We start from the raw sequence: 14,919 nt of genomic DNA on the forward strand, positions 1-14,919 counted from the left end.
TATTATTGAAATTAGTACGAAACTAGGTTTCGTCTTTTTTTATGGATTTTTATAAAAAGCAGACTTTTTTGCTCAAATAGTAAAAATGATGTAAACTACATATGAAATAGGCATCCTTAGGAGACATCCTAAGGTTTTTTTTGCAGATATTAAGGTAAAATGAAGATATAGTATCGCTATGTTAAGATAAAAAGGTGATTGGATGAAACAATTGGAACTGAAGACAACGAATTCTGAGGAAACTTCCCAATTCGCAGCAAGATTGGCTGCCTTTTTAAAACCAGGTGATGTCATTGCGCTTGAGGGAGATTTAGGCGCCGGCAAAACAACCTTTACAAAAGGGTTGGCGAAGGGATTGGAAATAAAGAGAACCGTGAATAGCCCGACATTTACGATCATTAAAGAGTATAAGGGAAAGCTGCCATTGTATCATATGGATGTGTACCGGGTAGCGGATTCCTTTGAAGACCTCGGTTTTGATGAATACTTTGATGGTGAGGGTGTTACAGTAGTGGAATGGGCACATTTAATTGAGGAGCAGCTTCCACAGGAACGACTGACCATCTTCTTATATCGTGAGGAAGAGGACCAGAGAAGAATGGTATTAAAACCGATGGGAGAAAGATATGAGCAATTATGTAAGGAGATTTTTTCATGACAATCTTAGCGATTGATACCTCTAACTATGCCTTAGGGGTTGCGCTTTTGGAAGATAATCAAGTAATCGGCGAATATATTACTAATTTAAAAAAGAACCACTCTGTTCGAATCATGCCAGCCATTCAGACTTTAATGAAGGATTGTGAAAGGGTGCCAGCGGATTTAACGAAAATCATCGTCGCAAAGGGACCTGGGTCCTATACAGGGGTAAGAATTGGGGTTACGATTGCCAAAACCTTAGCGTGGACGCTAAACATTCCCCTAGTGGGTATTTCAAGCCTAGAAATATTGGCAGCAGGAACGGGAAGGTACTTTGATGGCTATGTGTCACCTTTATTTGACGCCAGACGAGGGCAGGTCTATACGGCTTTATATCAGTTTGAAAACGGTGTGCTGACCACCGTGGAAGCGGATCAGTTGGTGATGTTAGCCGACTGGGCTGCTGAATTATCGGTTAGGAGCCAACCGATTTTGTTTGTCGGAAATGATTTACCCATTCATCAAACGAAGATTGAAGAGCTGTTAGGCTCCAAGGCTGTTTTTGCTAGCCTAACTGAACAGAATCCCCGTCCATCAGAACTTGCTTTGTTAGGAAGAGATAAACAGGGGGAAGACGTCCATTCCTTTGTTCCGAATTATATCCGTTTGGCTGAGGCTGAAGCAAAGTGGTTAGAAGCGAAGGGAAAAATCTTAAATGGATAGGAAATTGTGAAATGGTAGATTCTTATGTTTTTCGTGATATGAGGGAAGAGGATATTGATCAGATTTTAGAAGTGGAGCAGGCTTCCTTTACGTTGCCATGGAGCCGCGAAGCATTTTATAATGAATTGCGCACGAATCGATTTGCGGTTTATCTTGTTCTAGAGGAAAAGGAAAAAATCCTTGGCTATTGCGGGGCCTGGATTGTGATTGATGAGGCCCATGTAACGAATGTAGCGATTCTGCCTGAATATAGAGGCAGGAAGCTTGGGGAAGCATTGATGCAAAAAATGATGTCAGTTGCCCGTGAGATGGGAGCGAGAAGCATGACCCTTGAAGTCCGCGTGACCAATCATGTTGCCCAATCTCTTTACCGAAAACTGGGCTTTCAAGATGGCGGGATAAGGAAGAATTATTATTCTGATAACCAGGAAGATGGTTTAGTGATGTGGGTGAATTTATGAAAAAAGATCAATGGATACTAGGAATAGAAACAAGCTGCGATGAGACCGCAGTGGCGATTATTAAAAATGGCTGCGAAATAACAGCGAATGTGGTCGCCTCGCAAATCGAAAGTCACAAGCGCTTCGGGGGAGTGGTCCCTGAAATAGCTTCCCGCCACCATGTGGAGGAAATCACCATTGTCATTGAGGAAGCATTGAAGCAGGCAAATTTGACCTTTCCTGAGCTTGATGCGATTGCTGTTACAGAAGGCCCGGGCTTAGTGGGGGCCCTGTTAATCGGTGTCAATGCCGCGAAGGCACTCGCTTTTGCCCATAATAAACCACTTGTTCCCGTCCATCATATCGCGGGGCATATTTACGCAAACAGGCTGGTAACAGAAATGAAATTCCCGCTCTTGGCCCTCGTTGTTTCAGGAGGGCATACGGAGCTTGTTTATATGAAAGCACATGGTCATTTTGAAGTGATCGGTGAAACGCGGGATGATGCCGCAGGTGAAGCCTATGACAAGGTAGCAAGAACTTTAAACATGCCGTATCCTGGCGGCCCGCACATTGACCGGTTGGCGCAGGAAGGAAGCCCGACTATTAATTTGCCGCGGGCTTGGTTAGAGGAAGGCTCCTATGACTTTAGCTTTAGCGGTTTAAAGTCAGCCGTGATTAATACGGTACACAATGCCGAGCAGCGCGGTGAAGTAATTATGCCAGAGGACCTGGCGGCCAGCTTTCAAGCAAGCGTGATTGAAGTGCTAGTCAAGAAGACAGTAAAGGCAGTCGCGGAATATGGTGTCGGACAAGTAGTAGTAGCCGGCGGTGTCGCTGCAAATAAAGGGCTTAGGCAGGCATTGGAAAAAGAATTCTCGGAAAAGCCTGACGTTGAGTTAGTGATTCCTCCTCTTTCATTATGTACGGATAATGCGGCGATGATTGCTGCTGCCGGGAGCGTGATGTTCGATAGGGGAATCCGGGCGGACCTATCCCTGAATGCCAATCCTGGATTGGATATTGAAATATATAATCATTAAGGCTGACCTAAAAGGTTGTTCGTAACGACCTTTGGAGGGCAGCCTCTTTTTGTGGATAATTTTTATGGGAAATCTGTGAAAATTGAAATAAATGTGGATAAGTCTGTGGGTACTGTGGATAATGTGGATAAAAATGATGTTTATTGTGGGCAATGTGGAAAAGTATAAAAACTGCCTGAAAATAGTCCATCTAATATGTGAATAAGCCTGTGGAAAAGTGGGTAATTTCTTAAAAATTGTTCATAACCTTTAAAAATTTGTCGATATCTTCTTGGATTTTGTCGATAGTTATCAGAAGTTTGTCGAAATATCCGCTATTATTGTTAATAACCCCCGAATAATTGCTCCTATCCTTTTTCAACCAAAGAAAAAAACCGAGCAATTGCCCGGTTTTAGTAGTTATTCAGCTAGCTCAGCCCAATCTTCCATCAATTGCTCAAGCTCAGCTTTCGCTTTTTCGCTTTTTAAGTTGATTTCCAATACTTTTTCATGGTCCTGAAAAATAGCTGGTTCGCATAGTTGCTGCTCATACCCTTGGATTTGCTCCTCGAGCTCTTCAATTCGCTGCTCTATTTCTTCTATTTTCCTCTTCCGCTGCCGCTCTTGTTTCTTGCTTTCCTTATCTTGATGATAACTACTCTTCTCTTCTGCTTCTGACTGAGCAGCCTTTTTAGTTGAGGCCGCAAGCGTTAAGGCGGCTAGTTCTTCCTGCTCCAGCTTCTTTTCCAAGTAATAGTCATAATCCCCAAGATATTCTGTACTGCCATAACGACTCAATTCCAAGACCTTTGTCGCAATCCGGTTAATGAAGTATCTATCGTGGGAAACATACAATATCGTCCCAGGGTAATCGATTAGAGCATTCTCAAGAACTTCCTTGCTATCAAGATCAAGGTGGTTTGTTGGCTCGTCCAAGATTAACACATTTGCTTTTTCCAGCATCAGTTTCGCGAGGGCAAGGCGCGCTTTCTCACCGCCACTTAAGGTGGAGACGATTTTTAAGACATCGTCACCAGAAAATAAGAAATTACCTAGGACGGTGCGGATTTCTTTTTCACTTTTAAAAGGATAATCATCCCAAAGTTCATTCAGGACACGCTTATTGGAGGTTAATTCCGCCTGTTCCTGGTCGTAATATCCGATTGAAAGGTTGGTCCCGTACAGAATCGTACCGGCCAGTGCCGGCAGCTTTTTGATAATTGTTTTTAACAAAGTTGATTTGCCGATTCCATTGGGGCCAACCAGCGCAATACTTTCCCCTTTATAGGCCCGAAAGGAGATGGCCTCCGAAACCATTTCATCATTGTAGCCCACTGCAAGTGAATCGACTGTTAACACGTCATTGCCGCTTTGTTTTTCAATTTCAAACGAGAAGGTTGCCGACTTTTCATCACCAGAGGGACGGTCAAGCAACTCCATTTTCTCAAGCTTTTTCCGTCGGCTTTGGGCTCGTTTCGTTGTCGAGGCCCGCGCAAGGTTCTTTTGAATAAAGTCTTGCAGATCGGCAACTTCTTGCTGTTGTTTTTCAAAAACCTTCAAATCGCGCTCATAATTTGCCGCTTTTTGCTCAAGGTAAGAACTATAGTTTCCGGTAAACCTCCCAATTTGCCTTCGTGATACTTCATAGACCTGGGTGACGACTTTATCTAGAAAATAACGGTCATGGGAAACAATCAAAATGGCGCCATCATAACCTTGTAAATACTGCTCCAGCCAGGAAAGGGTATCAATATCAAGATGGTTGGTGGGCTCGTCCAAAATTAAGATATCAGGCTTGGTTAATAGGAGCTTACCAAGGGCAAGCCGGGTTTTCTGCCCGCCGCTTAAACTAGAAATGGAAAGGGAACTGTCGTGAAAGTTTAAACCATGCAGGACGGAGCGAATATCGGCTTCGTATTGGTAGCCGCCTTGTTCTTTAAATTTAACCTGGAGCACATCATATTCTTTAAGAATACGTTCATACCTTCCATTGTCGGCAATCACGCTCGAATCGCCCATCTGTTCTTCCAGTTTGCGAAGTGACTTTTCCATCGTGATGAGCGGCTCAAAAACGGTCAACATTTCATTCCAAATTGACAGGCTCGATTCTAAACCAGTATTTTGGGCTAAATAGCCGATGGTCACTTCTTTTGGCTTGATGACCTCACCGCCATCATGTGACAAGTGCCCGGCAATAATCTTTAATAATGTCGATTTCCCGGCACCGTTGCGCCCAACAAGAGCGACGCGGTCCCGCGTTTGTAATTCCAGCTTTATATTCGATAAAATAAGGTCAGCACCATAATATTTTTGTAGTTGGTTGACTTGCAGCAAAATCATTCTCATTCACCTCTATTACATACAATCAGTGTACCGTATTCATGGAAGGTCGGCAATAAAAGGCTGATGGTTTACAAGAACCAAGCCAACCGAATTCGACAAAAAATGTATGTGTTCGTTCAAAGTTTCACACACATTTATGGAAAAATAGTGTATGATTTGAGTGGGTAGGAGGATTTTAATATGGCAGAATTTACACACTTTAATGAAGAAGGCCGTGCAAAAATGGTCGATGTCAGTGATAAGCCGGAAACGGCGCGTACGGCGCTTGCTCATTCCAGCATAACCGTGAGTAAAGAAATTTATGAAAAGATAACCAATCATGAAATGAAAAAAGGCGATGTTTTGGCAGTGGCTCAGGTTGCAGCGGTCATGGCGGCGAAAAAGACATGGGATCTCATTCCGATGTGCCACCCAATTCCGTTAACAGGGATCAATGTTAGTTTTTCGTGGGAAAAGAACCCGCAGGATGATTATCAATTGCACATTGCTACAGCTGTGAAAACAAAAGGGAACACAGGTGTGGAAATGGAAGCGTTAACAGCTGCATCTGCCTGTGCCTTAACCGTTTATGATATGTGTAAAGCTGTGGATAAAGGTATGGTGATTGGACCGACCTATTTAGTTGAGAAAACGGGCGGAAAAAACGGTGATTTTAAGAGAACAGAACAAGTTAAATAATATCATGGGGTGTGGGAGATTATGGCTAATGATTCAATGAAAATACCACAGGCGACAGCAAAACGGCTGCCCCTTTATTATCGATTTTTAAAAAACCTGCATACTTCCGGCAAACAAAGGGTGTCTTCTGCAGAGTTAAGTGAAGCGGTAAAAGTAGACTCGGCAACGATCCGCCGCGACTTTTCTTATTTTGGTGCCTTAGGAAAAAAGGGCTATGGGTATAATGTCAATTACTTAATATCCTTCTTTCGTAAAACCTTAGACCAAGATGAATTAACACAGGTTGCGTTAATTGGGGTTGGTAATCTTGGTACAGCCTTTTTAAACTATAACTTTTTGAAAAATAACAACACAAAAATCGTCTGTGCCTTTGACGTGGACCCTGAAAAGATGGGCACGATGATTCGCGAGGTGCCGGTTTATCATCTCGATGAATTAGAAAAGGTTTTATTTGATGCTGATATAGCCGTTGCGATTCTTACGGTTCCCGCTCCTGCCGCACAGATGATTACCGATCGTCTTGTCAAAGCGGATGTGAAAGCGATATTAAATTTCACCCCAGCAAGGTTAAATGTCCCGCCGTCGATTCGGGTTCATCATATCGACCTGGCAGTTGAACTGCAATCACTAATCTACTTTTTGAAACATTATCCAACAGTTGAAGTGGAAGAAGAAGAATAAATGAAACAAGACCTTTTCGCGAAATTTCGTGAGAGGTTTTTTATTTGCTACTTTACATGCGTAACAGTGTTATGTTACATTCTATTTTAGAAAGGGGTTTTTATGATGAGCGAGGAGTTAATCTCGAAGAAAGACCTGTTAGAATTGGCCGGAATATCCTATGGGCAGTTATATCGATGGAAGCGAAAGGACCTTATTCCGGAAGAGTGGTTTGTGAGGAAATCAACGTTTACCGGTCAAGAAACATTTTTTCCAAAGGAAAAAGTATTAGAAAGAATCGATAAGATTCAAACGCTGAAAGAGGATCTGTCTTTAGATGAACTTGCCGACATGTTTTCCCCTACTGTTACGAATTTAAATTATTCAAGGGATGAATTGATAAAACGAAACATTGTTTCGACAAGCGTTGTCGATTTTTACTTAGAAGTAGAGAAAGGCAGCCACCAATTTCATTTTTCAAGAATGCTGGAAGTGTTTGTTTTAGAAAAGCTTCTGCAATCGGGCGAGATTAATTTGGATGAGGGGAAAATGGTGCTGCATGTGTTAAAGGACAATGCACCGCAAATCAAACAAAAGAGCTGTGAATTGGTGGTTACCCGAAAGCTGGGTGTATCCTCCTGTCTGTTATTGATTAACGCAGAGGCCGTCCATTTTGAACCGGGAACGAAAATGGTTGCGGCATTGCCGTTGATGACGTGTATGGAAGAAATTAAGGCGAAATTATTATAAAGGAGAATGACGATGGAGAAGAAAAGCAGAGGAGACTTGGTCATTAATGGTTTCGGGGCATCGAACGGCGGAACGTTCAATATTGTCACCTTAAATGGGAGAGGGACGGTTAATAGCGATTTGGATTGCATCGAATTTGAATGCAATGGTTCTGGTGTGGTCAATGGAAATGTCATTTCGGAAAAAGCCAAGGTTAGCGGGCATGCAAGGTTCAAAGGAAATTTAGACAGTCAGAAACTAACAATTGATGGGTCGGCAAAAATTGATAACAACCTGTATGTGAAACATTTGAAGGTTTCAGGTAAAGCTTCTGTCGGTGGAAAGGTTAAAGGCGAAGAAATTAAAGTCAAGGGTACATTTACTGTTGGTGAAGATTGTGAAGCAGAAATTTTCAAAGCAGATTCGCAGTTTTCGATTGGCGGACTGTTAAATGCCGAGCAAATCGACATTAAGATTTATGGGGAGTGTAAGGCAAAGGAAATCGGCGGGCAAACCATCACCGTTAAACAGAAGGGTTCATCCTTCATCGGAACGTTATTCAAACCGCTTTTTAAAACACAGCTTGAAACGGAGTTAATTGAAGGGGATAAAATTGAACTGGAAAATACGATTGCCAAGGTCGTGCGCGGGAATCTGGTGAAGATTGGCGCTAATTGTCAGATTGGTATGGTGGAATACAGAGAGGAATTTTCAAAAGAGAAAAATGCTGTTGTTGGCGAAAGCAGACAGATTTAAAAGGGGGAATAGAAAATGAACGAAAACCTAATTATTAATGGTTCGGGAAGTTACCCCGGCGGCCGTTACGATAAAATCAGTATCAGAGGCGAAGGGACCATTGTTAATGATGTCGAATGTGCTGTTTTCCATGTCTATGGAACGTGCGAGGCCGTTGAAAATCTCACAACGGGGTCAGTAAAAATATTTGGTGAGGCAGAAGTCAAAGGGAATATGGAGGCACAAGAAACGCTCGTGATGGGGACGATGGCGGTCGGAAACCATGCCCATTTAAAAAAGATAAAGATCTTCGGTTTGCTGGAAGTGGGCGAAAGACTTTCTGGGGATGTGGCGGTTATTAAAGGCAGTATCTCCGTCGACGGGGATGTGGAATATGAGACATTCGACTCAAGCGGCGGCTTTGAAATCAAGGGGTTGCTTACGGCGGATACGATTAAGATTGGATTGCGCTTTGGTGAGAGCTCAGCTGAAGAAATTGGCGGAGGGAAAATAACGGTGAAAAAGAGAAAGAATTCGCTCCTTCCTTTCGGTAAAGAGATAGGCACCCTTACTGCGAAAGTAATCGAAGGGGATGAGATCTACCTTGAAAACACAAAAGCTGAAATTGTGCGTGGCAATATGGTTAAACTTGGACCCGGCTGCCAGATCGGATTGGTCGAATATCGGAAGGATCTGACTGTTGATTCGCGAGCGACGATAAAAACAAAGACAAAGATCTAAAGGGGAAATGGAATGGCTGCGAAGGATTAATAATTTAGGATTCTATGCCACAGAAATTTTCAAGAGCCCTTATTAAAGACAAAACTCCGTGGCATACCGGCAAAAATGTCTTCAAGGGACCTTGTTAAAGACAAAACACCGTGGTTTACCGGCAAAAATGTCTTTAAGGGACCTTATTAGAGACAAAACTCCGTGCCTAACCGGCAATTTTGTCCTCAAAGAGCCCTTATTAAGACAAAACCCTGTGCTTAACCGGCAATTTTATCCAAAGATGCCATGGAAGCTTCCACTTTTCTTATTTCTTCAGTTTATCCTTGTGTTTGAAATAAAAGGTAATTACCTTTAAGCCAGAGCCAAAGTCAAAGGTGGCTAAGATGATTAATAGATAGCTGAAAAAGCCCCAGCCGTTTTTTTGAACATCGTCAACGGCGAAGTAGGTAAATAACCCGCCCAACAGGATGTAAATCAATCCGGAAAACAATGGTGAACGTTTCATAGGAAGCCTCCGATAAAGTTTTGAATTGCCTCGGCCTCCCGCCTTAGTCTGTCGATATCGTCTTTGTAAACCGATTGGACCAAGACAACCATGGTATTCATTGTAACATGGGCAAAAATCGGCACCAAGATTCGTTTCGTTTTGACATATAGGAAGGCAAACGTAAAGCCCATGGCAGAATAAAGCAAAATATGAACGGGCTCCATATGGGCCAAGGCGAAGATCACCGAGCTGATTAACGCTGAGATGAAGAAATTATAGCGTTTATAAAGGGAGCCAAAAATAATTTTTCGAAAAACAATTTCCTCTAGAATCGGTCCAATGATACTTGTAACAATGATAGCCAGCGGAAAGGCATTGATAATGGTTAGGATATCCTTCGTGTTTTCAGAGCCTATTTTAATCCCTAAGAGGCTCTCAATAATGGCTGCAGCGTACTGGGCAAATAATGCTAAAAAGACTCCCCCAATTGCCCACATCACTGAAAGAGTAGGGGAACTGCCCTTTTCATCGAGGCTTCGAGTATTCATTTCCTTCCGTAATAGGAAAAGAATAATTATTAAAGCAATCAAAAAACTAGCAAGGAGCCAAAAAGGAACAGCAAGATTCTGGCTTTTCCCGAAATATTTAAAGGCCCACATTGATAGGGGTAATCCGATTAAGCTCGAAAGCTGCATCCCGATATAAACTATGATAATAATCCAATATTCCCTTTTCAAATTGTTAATCTCCTTAAGTTCCATTCTGTATAAGTTGACCAATAACTCTATAACTTACAGACGAATCCGTCTACACTATCATTTATTCTACTCTGAAAACCGGTACAGTTTCAATTTAGAAGAACTTTTTTTATAGGAGGTATAGAAAATCCTGTTTTTCGCATACTTAATAAGGTTGCAAACAGGATATCCCTTCTATAATTCCATTCCCATTCTGTGAAATGGGTTGTTGGTTAAAACTAAAAAATGTTTTTTTGATTTTTTATGCTTCATACTTGCAAAAAAAACGAAGATTCATTATGATAATAATTGTGTTAGCACTCATGGTTAGAGAGTGCTAAAATGTCAGAATTACATATATTTTTGAGGAGGTTGTTTGATTTGTTAAGACCATTAGGTGACCGCATTATCATTGAGCTTGTTGAATCAGAAGAAAAAACCGCAAGTGGTATCGTATTACCGGATTCAGCGAAGGAAAAGCCTCAGGAAGGAAAAGTTGTTGCTGTTGGCACTGGCCGCGTCCTTGAAAACGGAGAACGAGTAGCACTTGAAGTCGCTGTAGGCGACCGTATTATTTTCTCTAAATACGGCGGTACAGAAGTAAAATACCAAGGTGAAGAATATTTAATCTTACGCGAAACCGACATTCTTGCAGTAGTAGGAGCATAAGTTTACCGATAAAAATAAAAAGCTTGAAAACATTTGAGGAGGTTTTTGAACAATGGCTAAAGAGATTATGTTTAGTGAAGATGCACGCCGCGCAATGCTTCGTGGTGTTGATGCCCTAGCAGATACAGTTAAAGTTACTCTTGGACCTAAAGGACGCAACGTGGTTCTTGAGAAAAAATTTGGTTCACCGCTTATCACTAATGACGGTGTAACCATCGCAAAAGAAATCGAATTAGAAGATGCTTTCGAAAACATGGGTGCAAAACTTGTGGCTGAAGTAGCAAGCAAAACAAACGATGTTGCCGGTGACGGTACAACTACTGCAACTGTTCTTGCTCAAGCGATGATTCGCGAAGGCTTAAAGAACGTAACTGCAGGTGCTAACCCAATGGGTATCCGTAAAGGGATTGAAAAAGCAGTCGCTGTTGCGGTTGAAGAATTAAAAACGATTTCTAAACAAATTGAAGGAAAAGAGTCAATTGCTCAAGTAGCGGCTATTTCTTCTGATGATCAAGAAGTTGGTCAGTTAATCGCTGAAGCAATGGAGCGCGTTGGCAACGACGGCGTTATCACAATTGAAGAATCTAAAGGCTTCACAACTGAATTGGATGTAGTTGAAGGTATGCAGTTTGACCGTGGTTATACTTCTGCTTACATGGTAACCAATACAGACAAAATGGAAGCTGTCTTAGAAAATCCATATATTTTAATCACTGACAAAAAAATCTCAAGCATCCAGGAAATCCTTCCTGTTCTTGAGCAAGTTGTTCAACAAGGCAAGCCATTATTATTGATTGCTGAAGACGTTGAAGGTGAAGCCCTTTCTACATTAGTAGTGAACAAACTTCGCGGTACATTCAATGCTGTTGCTGTTAAAGCACCTGGCTTCGGTGACCGTCGTAAAGCTATGCTTGAAGATATCGCTGCCCTTACTGGTGGTGAAGTGGTAACGGAAGAGCTTGGTCGTGAATTGAAAACTACAACAATCGAATCTTTAGGACGCGCTTCTAAAATTGTTGTGACAAAAGAAAACACAACTATCGTTGAAGGTGCAGGCGAATCTGCTGGAATCGCGGCTCGTGTCAACCAAATCCGCGTTCAATTAGAAGAAACAACTTCTGAATTTGACCGTGAAAAATTACAAGAGCGCTTAGCTAAATTAGCTGGCGGTGTGGCAGTCATCAAAGTTGGTGCTGCAACTGAAACTGAACTTAAAGAGCGTAAGCTTCGCATTGAAGATGCATTAAACGCAACTCGTGCTGCAGTTGAAGAAGGTATCGTATCCGGTGGTGGTGTAGCCCTTCTTAATGTGTACAGCAAGGTTTCGGCACTTGAAGCTGAAGGTGACGTAGCAACAGGTATCAACATCGTCTTACGTGCGATGGAAGAACCAGTTCGCACCATTGCTCACAACGCTGGTCTTGAAGGCTCTGTTATCGTTGATCGCTTAAAGCGTGAAGCAGTAGGAACAGGTTTCAACGCAGCAACTGGCGAATGGGTAAACATGATCGACGCTGGAATCGTTGACCCAACTAAGGTTACACGTTCAGCACTTCAAAACGCAGCATCTGTTGCAGCTATGTTCTTAACAACTGAAGCAGTTGTTGCTGACAAGCCAGAACCAGCTGGTGCAGGCATGGGTATGCCTGACATGGGCGGTATGGGTGGAATGGGCGGCATGATGTAATAAGCCGTCTGAACCCTTGATATGTATGGGTTTGTATGTAAGGTGAAAGTGAAATGCTAACATTTTGCTAACATAGAGGATTTTAATCGAGGCTTCTCATTAGTTGTGCAAACTTTTGGGAAGCTTCTTTTTTCATTTCTTTTGTAACGTGGAGATAGACGTTCTTGGTGATTTGATCATCTGAATGACCAAGTCTATCCATAATTTGTTCAAGTGCTATACACCAGCCTCTGCAAGAAGTGATGTATGGGTATGTCGTAAAGAGTGTGGGGTTAATTCAGCATTTAAATTTGCCAGTTTCAGCAGTCTTGCCATTCTAAGTTGTACCATTTTGATAACGATTGGATATCCAGGCTGTCGTTCAGTTTTTGCAAAGATAAAGTGCAGATCATTATAAGCATCTTCTAATTGTTCGATGGTCTTTTCTTGCTTTTCTTTATGATCCTTTAATGCCTCTATCACAACCTCATCGACTACGACTTTTCTTCGAGATTTTTTCGTTTTTGGTGTCACCAATAGAAACTTAACCGTATTATTATTGGGATTATAATACGTTTTTGTAATGCTGATTGTCTGATTCACGAAATCAATATCTTTCCACTTGAGTGCTACTAATTCACCAACACGAATGCCTGTGTAGGAGAGGATAAGGAATATTAAGTAGTCTAATTCTAATCCTTGATTCTTAGCAGTATACAATAAAATTGCCAGAACTTCCTTTTCCAAATACTTTGGAATTTCCTCTTCCTCCAATTGTTCAATTGTTTTTTTATCCTTTTTTAGATAGGCAAACTCAGTCGGATCTTTCTTGATTAGCTCCAGCTCTAATGCTTTCCGAAAAATCATTTTTCCAGTTCGATGTATTCCTTCCCTTGTACTATCAGAATATCCTCTGTCCTTTAAATCGTTCAAAGCATCCTGATATCTCTTCCTTGTGATGTCCTTCAATTTCAGCTGAGAAAAGTAGGGCAACAACTTATTGATTTCATGAATCCGGACTCGAATCGTTCCGGGTTTCACATCTTTTGCTTCCCTATAGATGGGGAGCCACTGATTTGCAAACTCACAAAAGGTCAGGTCTGTTTCCTCTACATATGATCCTTGATTTAACTCATGATTGAGCGCGGCAGCAGCTGCTTCCGCTTCTTCCTTAGTTTTAAAACCGCTCCTTACCTTTTGCTTCCTTTTACCAGTAATCGGATCTATTCCAATATCGATGGTAAAAGCCCATTTGGAACCACAAGTACATTTTTTCTTCTTGCACTTACAACCTCTCTTGTAAAAATGTCCTTTCATTTAATATCCTCACTTTCTTTTATAGTTTGGTGCAGGTATCCATTATCTCCATTTTGATAGTTAATAATTCATAAGGCTAAGAGAATTAGTACAGCAAATAAGGGGATAGGGTTTAACGCCAAATAAAAAAGAACATGTTACTTAGTGAACGAATGTATTTAGGATGGCTATGTTAATATGAGAATAAGTTTGTGAAGGTTTACGCTTAAACTAACGCCGCAGGTTAGCTTAAGAAGGTATTGTTAAAAACAATGGAGAATAAATACCTTAACCTTTATTAAAAAGTGGGTGTTAGATATCAAAGAAAATAAGAAAATGATTCAATTTTCAATGGTTGATATTATTGAAAGGAAAATACATTTTACTAATACAAATACCATATTCGATAAAATTGAGTATCAATATAACAATCAGGGCGAACTTCAAGCTTATAATGAAATGCTTGTGGATGTTAAAGTTATGGACGAGAGTGAACTTGTAAACAAGTACCTAACTATCATAAACACACTTGCAGTACAGTTTGAAAAAGAAGAATTTACAGATGAAAGAGAGATAGAAAAAATGTCTGGATACAATAACGCAATAGTATCCATTTTGGAGTGTATAAACCCAATATATAAATATGATTTAAATGATAAATCAACCTGAAGTGAATTGAGATTGTGAAGTATTACACTTAAAGTAACGGGTGCTTGACTTCAAGAAGGAGTATAGTCTAAAGCGGCAGTTTAGTAGAAGAGATGATTAACTGTGTTTAAAAATCGAGCTGAATTATTTGATGATTTAAATTTTTGATTCAATTTGTTAAGATGGTACTAATTGTAAATGACTGGAGGCTAAATTTGTGGTAACAATTGAGGACTTTTTGAAATTGGACATCCGTATTGGTACTGTTATTAACGCAGAACCCTTTCCAGAAGCACGAAAACCTGCAATAAAATTAGAAATTGATTTTGGAGAAATTGGTATTAAACATTCTTCTGCACAAATTACACAAAGATATACACCAGAACAACTTATTGGACATCAGGTGGTTGCAGTAGTAAATTTCCCTCCAAGACGTATTGCTGGTTTTAAATCGGAGGTATTGGTAATTGGAGGTGTACCAGAGGAAGGTGACGTGGTACTTTTAAAGCCAGATGAATCTGTTAAAAATGGAACACCAATAGCATAGGCATGATAAAAGGAACATCCTACTTGTTTTCAGTAAAATAGTAACGGTGCTATCTTGCAAAAATGTCGGCAACGAACTCTAACGGGTGCTTTACTTCCAGAAGGAGTAAAGTTGGTTTTTCAACAGATGTAAATGGAAGTAATTTAATGAGAAATAAAAAATAACATC

General features: G+C 41.0%; 16 protein-coding genes and 1 pseudogene. 13 read left to right on the plus strand and 4 right to left on the minus strand.

Annotated features, from left to right (window positions below; all coding sequences use genetic code 11):
- The first annotated feature begins 202 nt into the window (after positions 1-202).
- From tsaE to tsaD, 4 genes are read left to right on the plus strand one after another with little or no spacing between them, the layout of a single operon-like run.
- Positions 203-658 carry a tRNA (adenosine(37)-N6)-threonylcarbamoyltransferase complex ATPase subunit type 1 TsaE gene (gene tsaE, locus BSO02S_RS24930; RefSeq protein ID WP_066074403.1) on the plus strand — a complete coding sequence of 152 codons (456 nt, stop codon included), beginning with the start codon at positions 203-205 and terminating at the stop codon, positions 656-658.
- The gene (gene tsaB, locus BSO02S_RS24935) at positions 655-1,362 is read left to right on the plus strand and encodes a tRNA (adenosine(37)-N6)-threonylcarbamoyltransferase complex dimerization subunit type 1 TsaB (protein ID WP_066074406.1); all 708 of its coding nucleotides are present in this window, start codon (positions 655-657) and stop codon (positions 1,360-1,362) included. Before tsaE ends, tsaB begins: the two co-directional genes overlap by 4 nt.
- 11 nt (positions 1,363-1,373) lie before the next feature.
- Positions 1,374-1,823 carry a ribosomal protein S18-alanine N-acetyltransferase gene (rimI, locus tag BSO02S_RS24940; protein WP_066074410.1) on the plus strand — a complete coding sequence of 150 codons (450 nt, stop codon included), beginning with the start codon at positions 1,374-1,376 and terminating at the stop codon, positions 1,821-1,823.
- Positions 1,820-2,845: a tRNA (adenosine(37)-N6)-threonylcarbamoyltransferase complex transferase subunit TsaD gene (gene tsaD / locus BSO02S_RS24945; protein WP_066074413.1), complete on the plus strand. Its 1,026-nt coding sequence runs from the start codon at positions 1,820-1,822 to the stop codon at positions 2,843-2,845. Before rimI ends, tsaD begins: the two co-directional genes overlap by 4 nt.
- A 399-nt stretch (positions 2,846-3,244) precedes the next feature.
- Here the strand turns inward: tsaD and BSO02S_RS24950 are convergent, their stop codons facing one another.
- Entirely contained in the window at positions 3,245-5,164 is a 1,920-nt protein-coding gene (locus BSO02S_RS24950; RefSeq protein ID WP_066074416.1) for an ABC-F family ATP-binding cassette domain-containing protein, read from the minus strand.
- 183 nt (positions 5,165-5,347) lie between these two features.
- Between BSO02S_RS24950 and moaC the strand changes: the two genes are divergently transcribed.
- From moaC to BSO02S_RS24975, 5 genes are all read left to right on the plus strand, one after another.
- Positions 5,348-5,845, plus strand: a complete 498-nt coding sequence (gene moaC, locus BSO02S_RS24955) for a cyclic pyranopterin monophosphate synthase MoaC (RefSeq protein ID WP_066074419.1) — start codon at positions 5,348-5,350, stop codon at positions 5,843-5,845.
- Positions 5,846-5,866: 21 nt separating this feature from the next.
- Entirely contained in the window at positions 5,867-6,526 is a 660-nt protein-coding gene (locus tag BSO02S_RS24960; protein WP_066074422.1) for a redox-sensing transcriptional repressor Rex, read from the plus strand.
- Between the two features lie 105 nt (positions 6,527-6,631).
- Entirely contained in the window at positions 6,632-7,255 is a 624-nt protein-coding gene (locus BSO02S_RS24965) for a YhbD family protein (protein ID WP_066074425.1), read from the plus strand.
- Positions 7,256-7,267: 12 nt separating this feature from the next.
- Complete coding sequence (locus BSO02S_RS24970; RefSeq protein ID WP_066074428.1) at positions 7,268-7,990, plus strand: polymer-forming cytoskeletal protein; 723 nt, start codon at positions 7,268-7,270, stop codon at positions 7,988-7,990.
- A 15-nt stretch (positions 7,991-8,005) separates the two neighbouring features.
- A complete protein-coding gene (locus BSO02S_RS24975) occupies positions 8,006-8,710 on the plus strand; it encodes a cytoplasmic protein (protein WP_066074431.1) in 705 nt (234 codons plus the stop codon).
- Positions 8,711-9,005: 295 nt separating this feature from the next.
- Here BSO02S_RS24975 and BSO02S_RS24980 read toward each other — a convergent pair whose 3' ends face one another.
- Entirely contained in the window at positions 9,006-9,206 is a 201-nt protein-coding gene (locus BSO02S_RS24980; RefSeq protein WP_066074434.1) for a YdiK family protein, read from the minus strand.
- On the minus strand, positions 9,203-9,925 hold the full coding sequence (locus tag BSO02S_RS24985; RefSeq protein ID WP_066074437.1) for a CPBP family intramembrane glutamic endopeptidase: 723 nt from the start codon (positions 9,923-9,925) through the stop codon (positions 9,203-9,205). The genes BSO02S_RS24980 and BSO02S_RS24985 overlap by 4 nt, the downstream gene beginning before the upstream one ends.
- Positions 9,926-10,306: 381 nt before the next feature.
- Here BSO02S_RS24985 and groES point away from each other — a divergent pair, with 381 nt between their 5' ends.
- Together groES and groL are read left to right on the plus strand one after the other, a co-directional pair.
- Positions 10,307-10,594, plus strand: coding sequence for a co-chaperone GroES (groES, locus tag BSO02S_RS24990; protein WP_066074442.1), 288 nt, complete (start codon positions 10,307-10,309; stop codon positions 10,592-10,594).
- A 52-nt stretch (positions 10,595-10,646) separates the two neighbouring features.
- Positions 10,647-12,281, plus strand: coding sequence for a chaperonin GroEL (gene groL / locus BSO02S_RS24995; protein ID WP_066074444.1), 1,635 nt, complete (start codon positions 10,647-10,649; stop codon positions 12,279-12,281).
- Positions 12,282-12,363: 82 nt separating this feature from the next.
- Here groL and BSO02S_RS25000 read toward each other — a convergent pair.
- A pseudogene (locus tag BSO02S_RS25000) lies at positions 12,364-13,577 on the minus strand (site-specific integrase).
- Between the two features lie 288 nt (positions 13,578-13,865).
- Here BSO02S_RS25000 and BSO02S_RS25005 point away from each other — a divergent pair.
- Positions 13,866-14,225, plus strand: a complete 360-nt coding sequence (locus BSO02S_RS25005; protein ID WP_235847009.1) for a hypothetical protein — start codon at positions 13,866-13,868, stop codon at positions 14,223-14,225.
- A 196-nt stretch (positions 14,226-14,421) separates the two neighbouring features.
- A complete protein-coding gene (csaA, locus tag BSO02S_RS25010; protein ID WP_024030839.1) occupies positions 14,422-14,751 on the plus strand; it encodes a chaperone CsaA in 330 nt (109 codons plus the stop codon).
- Positions 14,752-14,919 lie beyond the last annotated feature (168 nt).

It is taken from the genome of Neobacillus soli NBRC 102451 (assembly GCF_001591665.1).
Lineage (GTDB): Bacteria > Bacillota > Bacilli > Bacillales > Cytobacillaceae > Neobacillus > Neobacillus soli.

Excerpts from the sequence above, each read along its gene's own strand:
- tsaE (WP_066074403.1), top strand. The coding sequence starts at position 203 with ATGAAACAATTGGAACTGAAGACAACGAATTCTGAGGAAACTTCCCAA.
- tsaB (WP_066074406.1), top strand. The coding sequence starts at position 655 with ATGACAATCTTAGCGATTGATACCTCTAACTATGCCTTAGGGGTTGCG.
- rimI (WP_066074410.1), top strand. The coding sequence starts at position 1,374 with ATGGTAGATTCTTATGTTTTTCGTGATATGAGGGAAGAGGATATTGAT.
- tsaD (WP_066074413.1), top strand. The coding sequence starts at position 1,820 with ATGAAAAAAGATCAATGGATACTAGGAATAGAAACAAGCTGCGATGAG.
- BSO02S_RS24950 (WP_066074416.1), bottom strand. The coding sequence starts at position 5,164 with ATGATTTTGCTGCAAGTCAACCAACTACAAAAATATTATGGTGCTGAC.
- moaC (WP_066074419.1), top strand. The coding sequence starts at position 5,348 with ATGGCAGAATTTACACACTTTAATGAAGAAGGCCGTGCAAAAATGGTC.
- BSO02S_RS24960 (WP_066074422.1), top strand. The coding sequence starts at position 5,867 with ATGGCTAATGATTCAATGAAAATACCACAGGCGACAGCAAAACGGCTG.
- BSO02S_RS24965 (WP_066074425.1), top strand. The coding sequence starts at position 6,632 with ATGAGCGAGGAGTTAATCTCGAAGAAAGACCTGTTAGAATTGGCCGGA.
- BSO02S_RS24970 (WP_066074428.1), top strand. The coding sequence starts at position 7,268 with ATGGAGAAGAAAAGCAGAGGAGACTTGGTCATTAATGGTTTCGGGGCA.
- BSO02S_RS24975 (WP_066074431.1), top strand. The coding sequence starts at position 8,006 with ATGAACGAAAACCTAATTATTAATGGTTCGGGAAGTTACCCCGGCGGC.
- BSO02S_RS24980 (WP_066074434.1), bottom strand. The coding sequence starts at position 9,206 with ATGAAACGTTCACCATTGTTTTCCGGATTGATTTACATCCTGTTGGGC.
- groL (WP_066074444.1), top strand. The coding sequence starts at position 10,647 with ATGGCTAAAGAGATTATGTTTAGTGAAGATGCACGCCGCGCAATGCTT.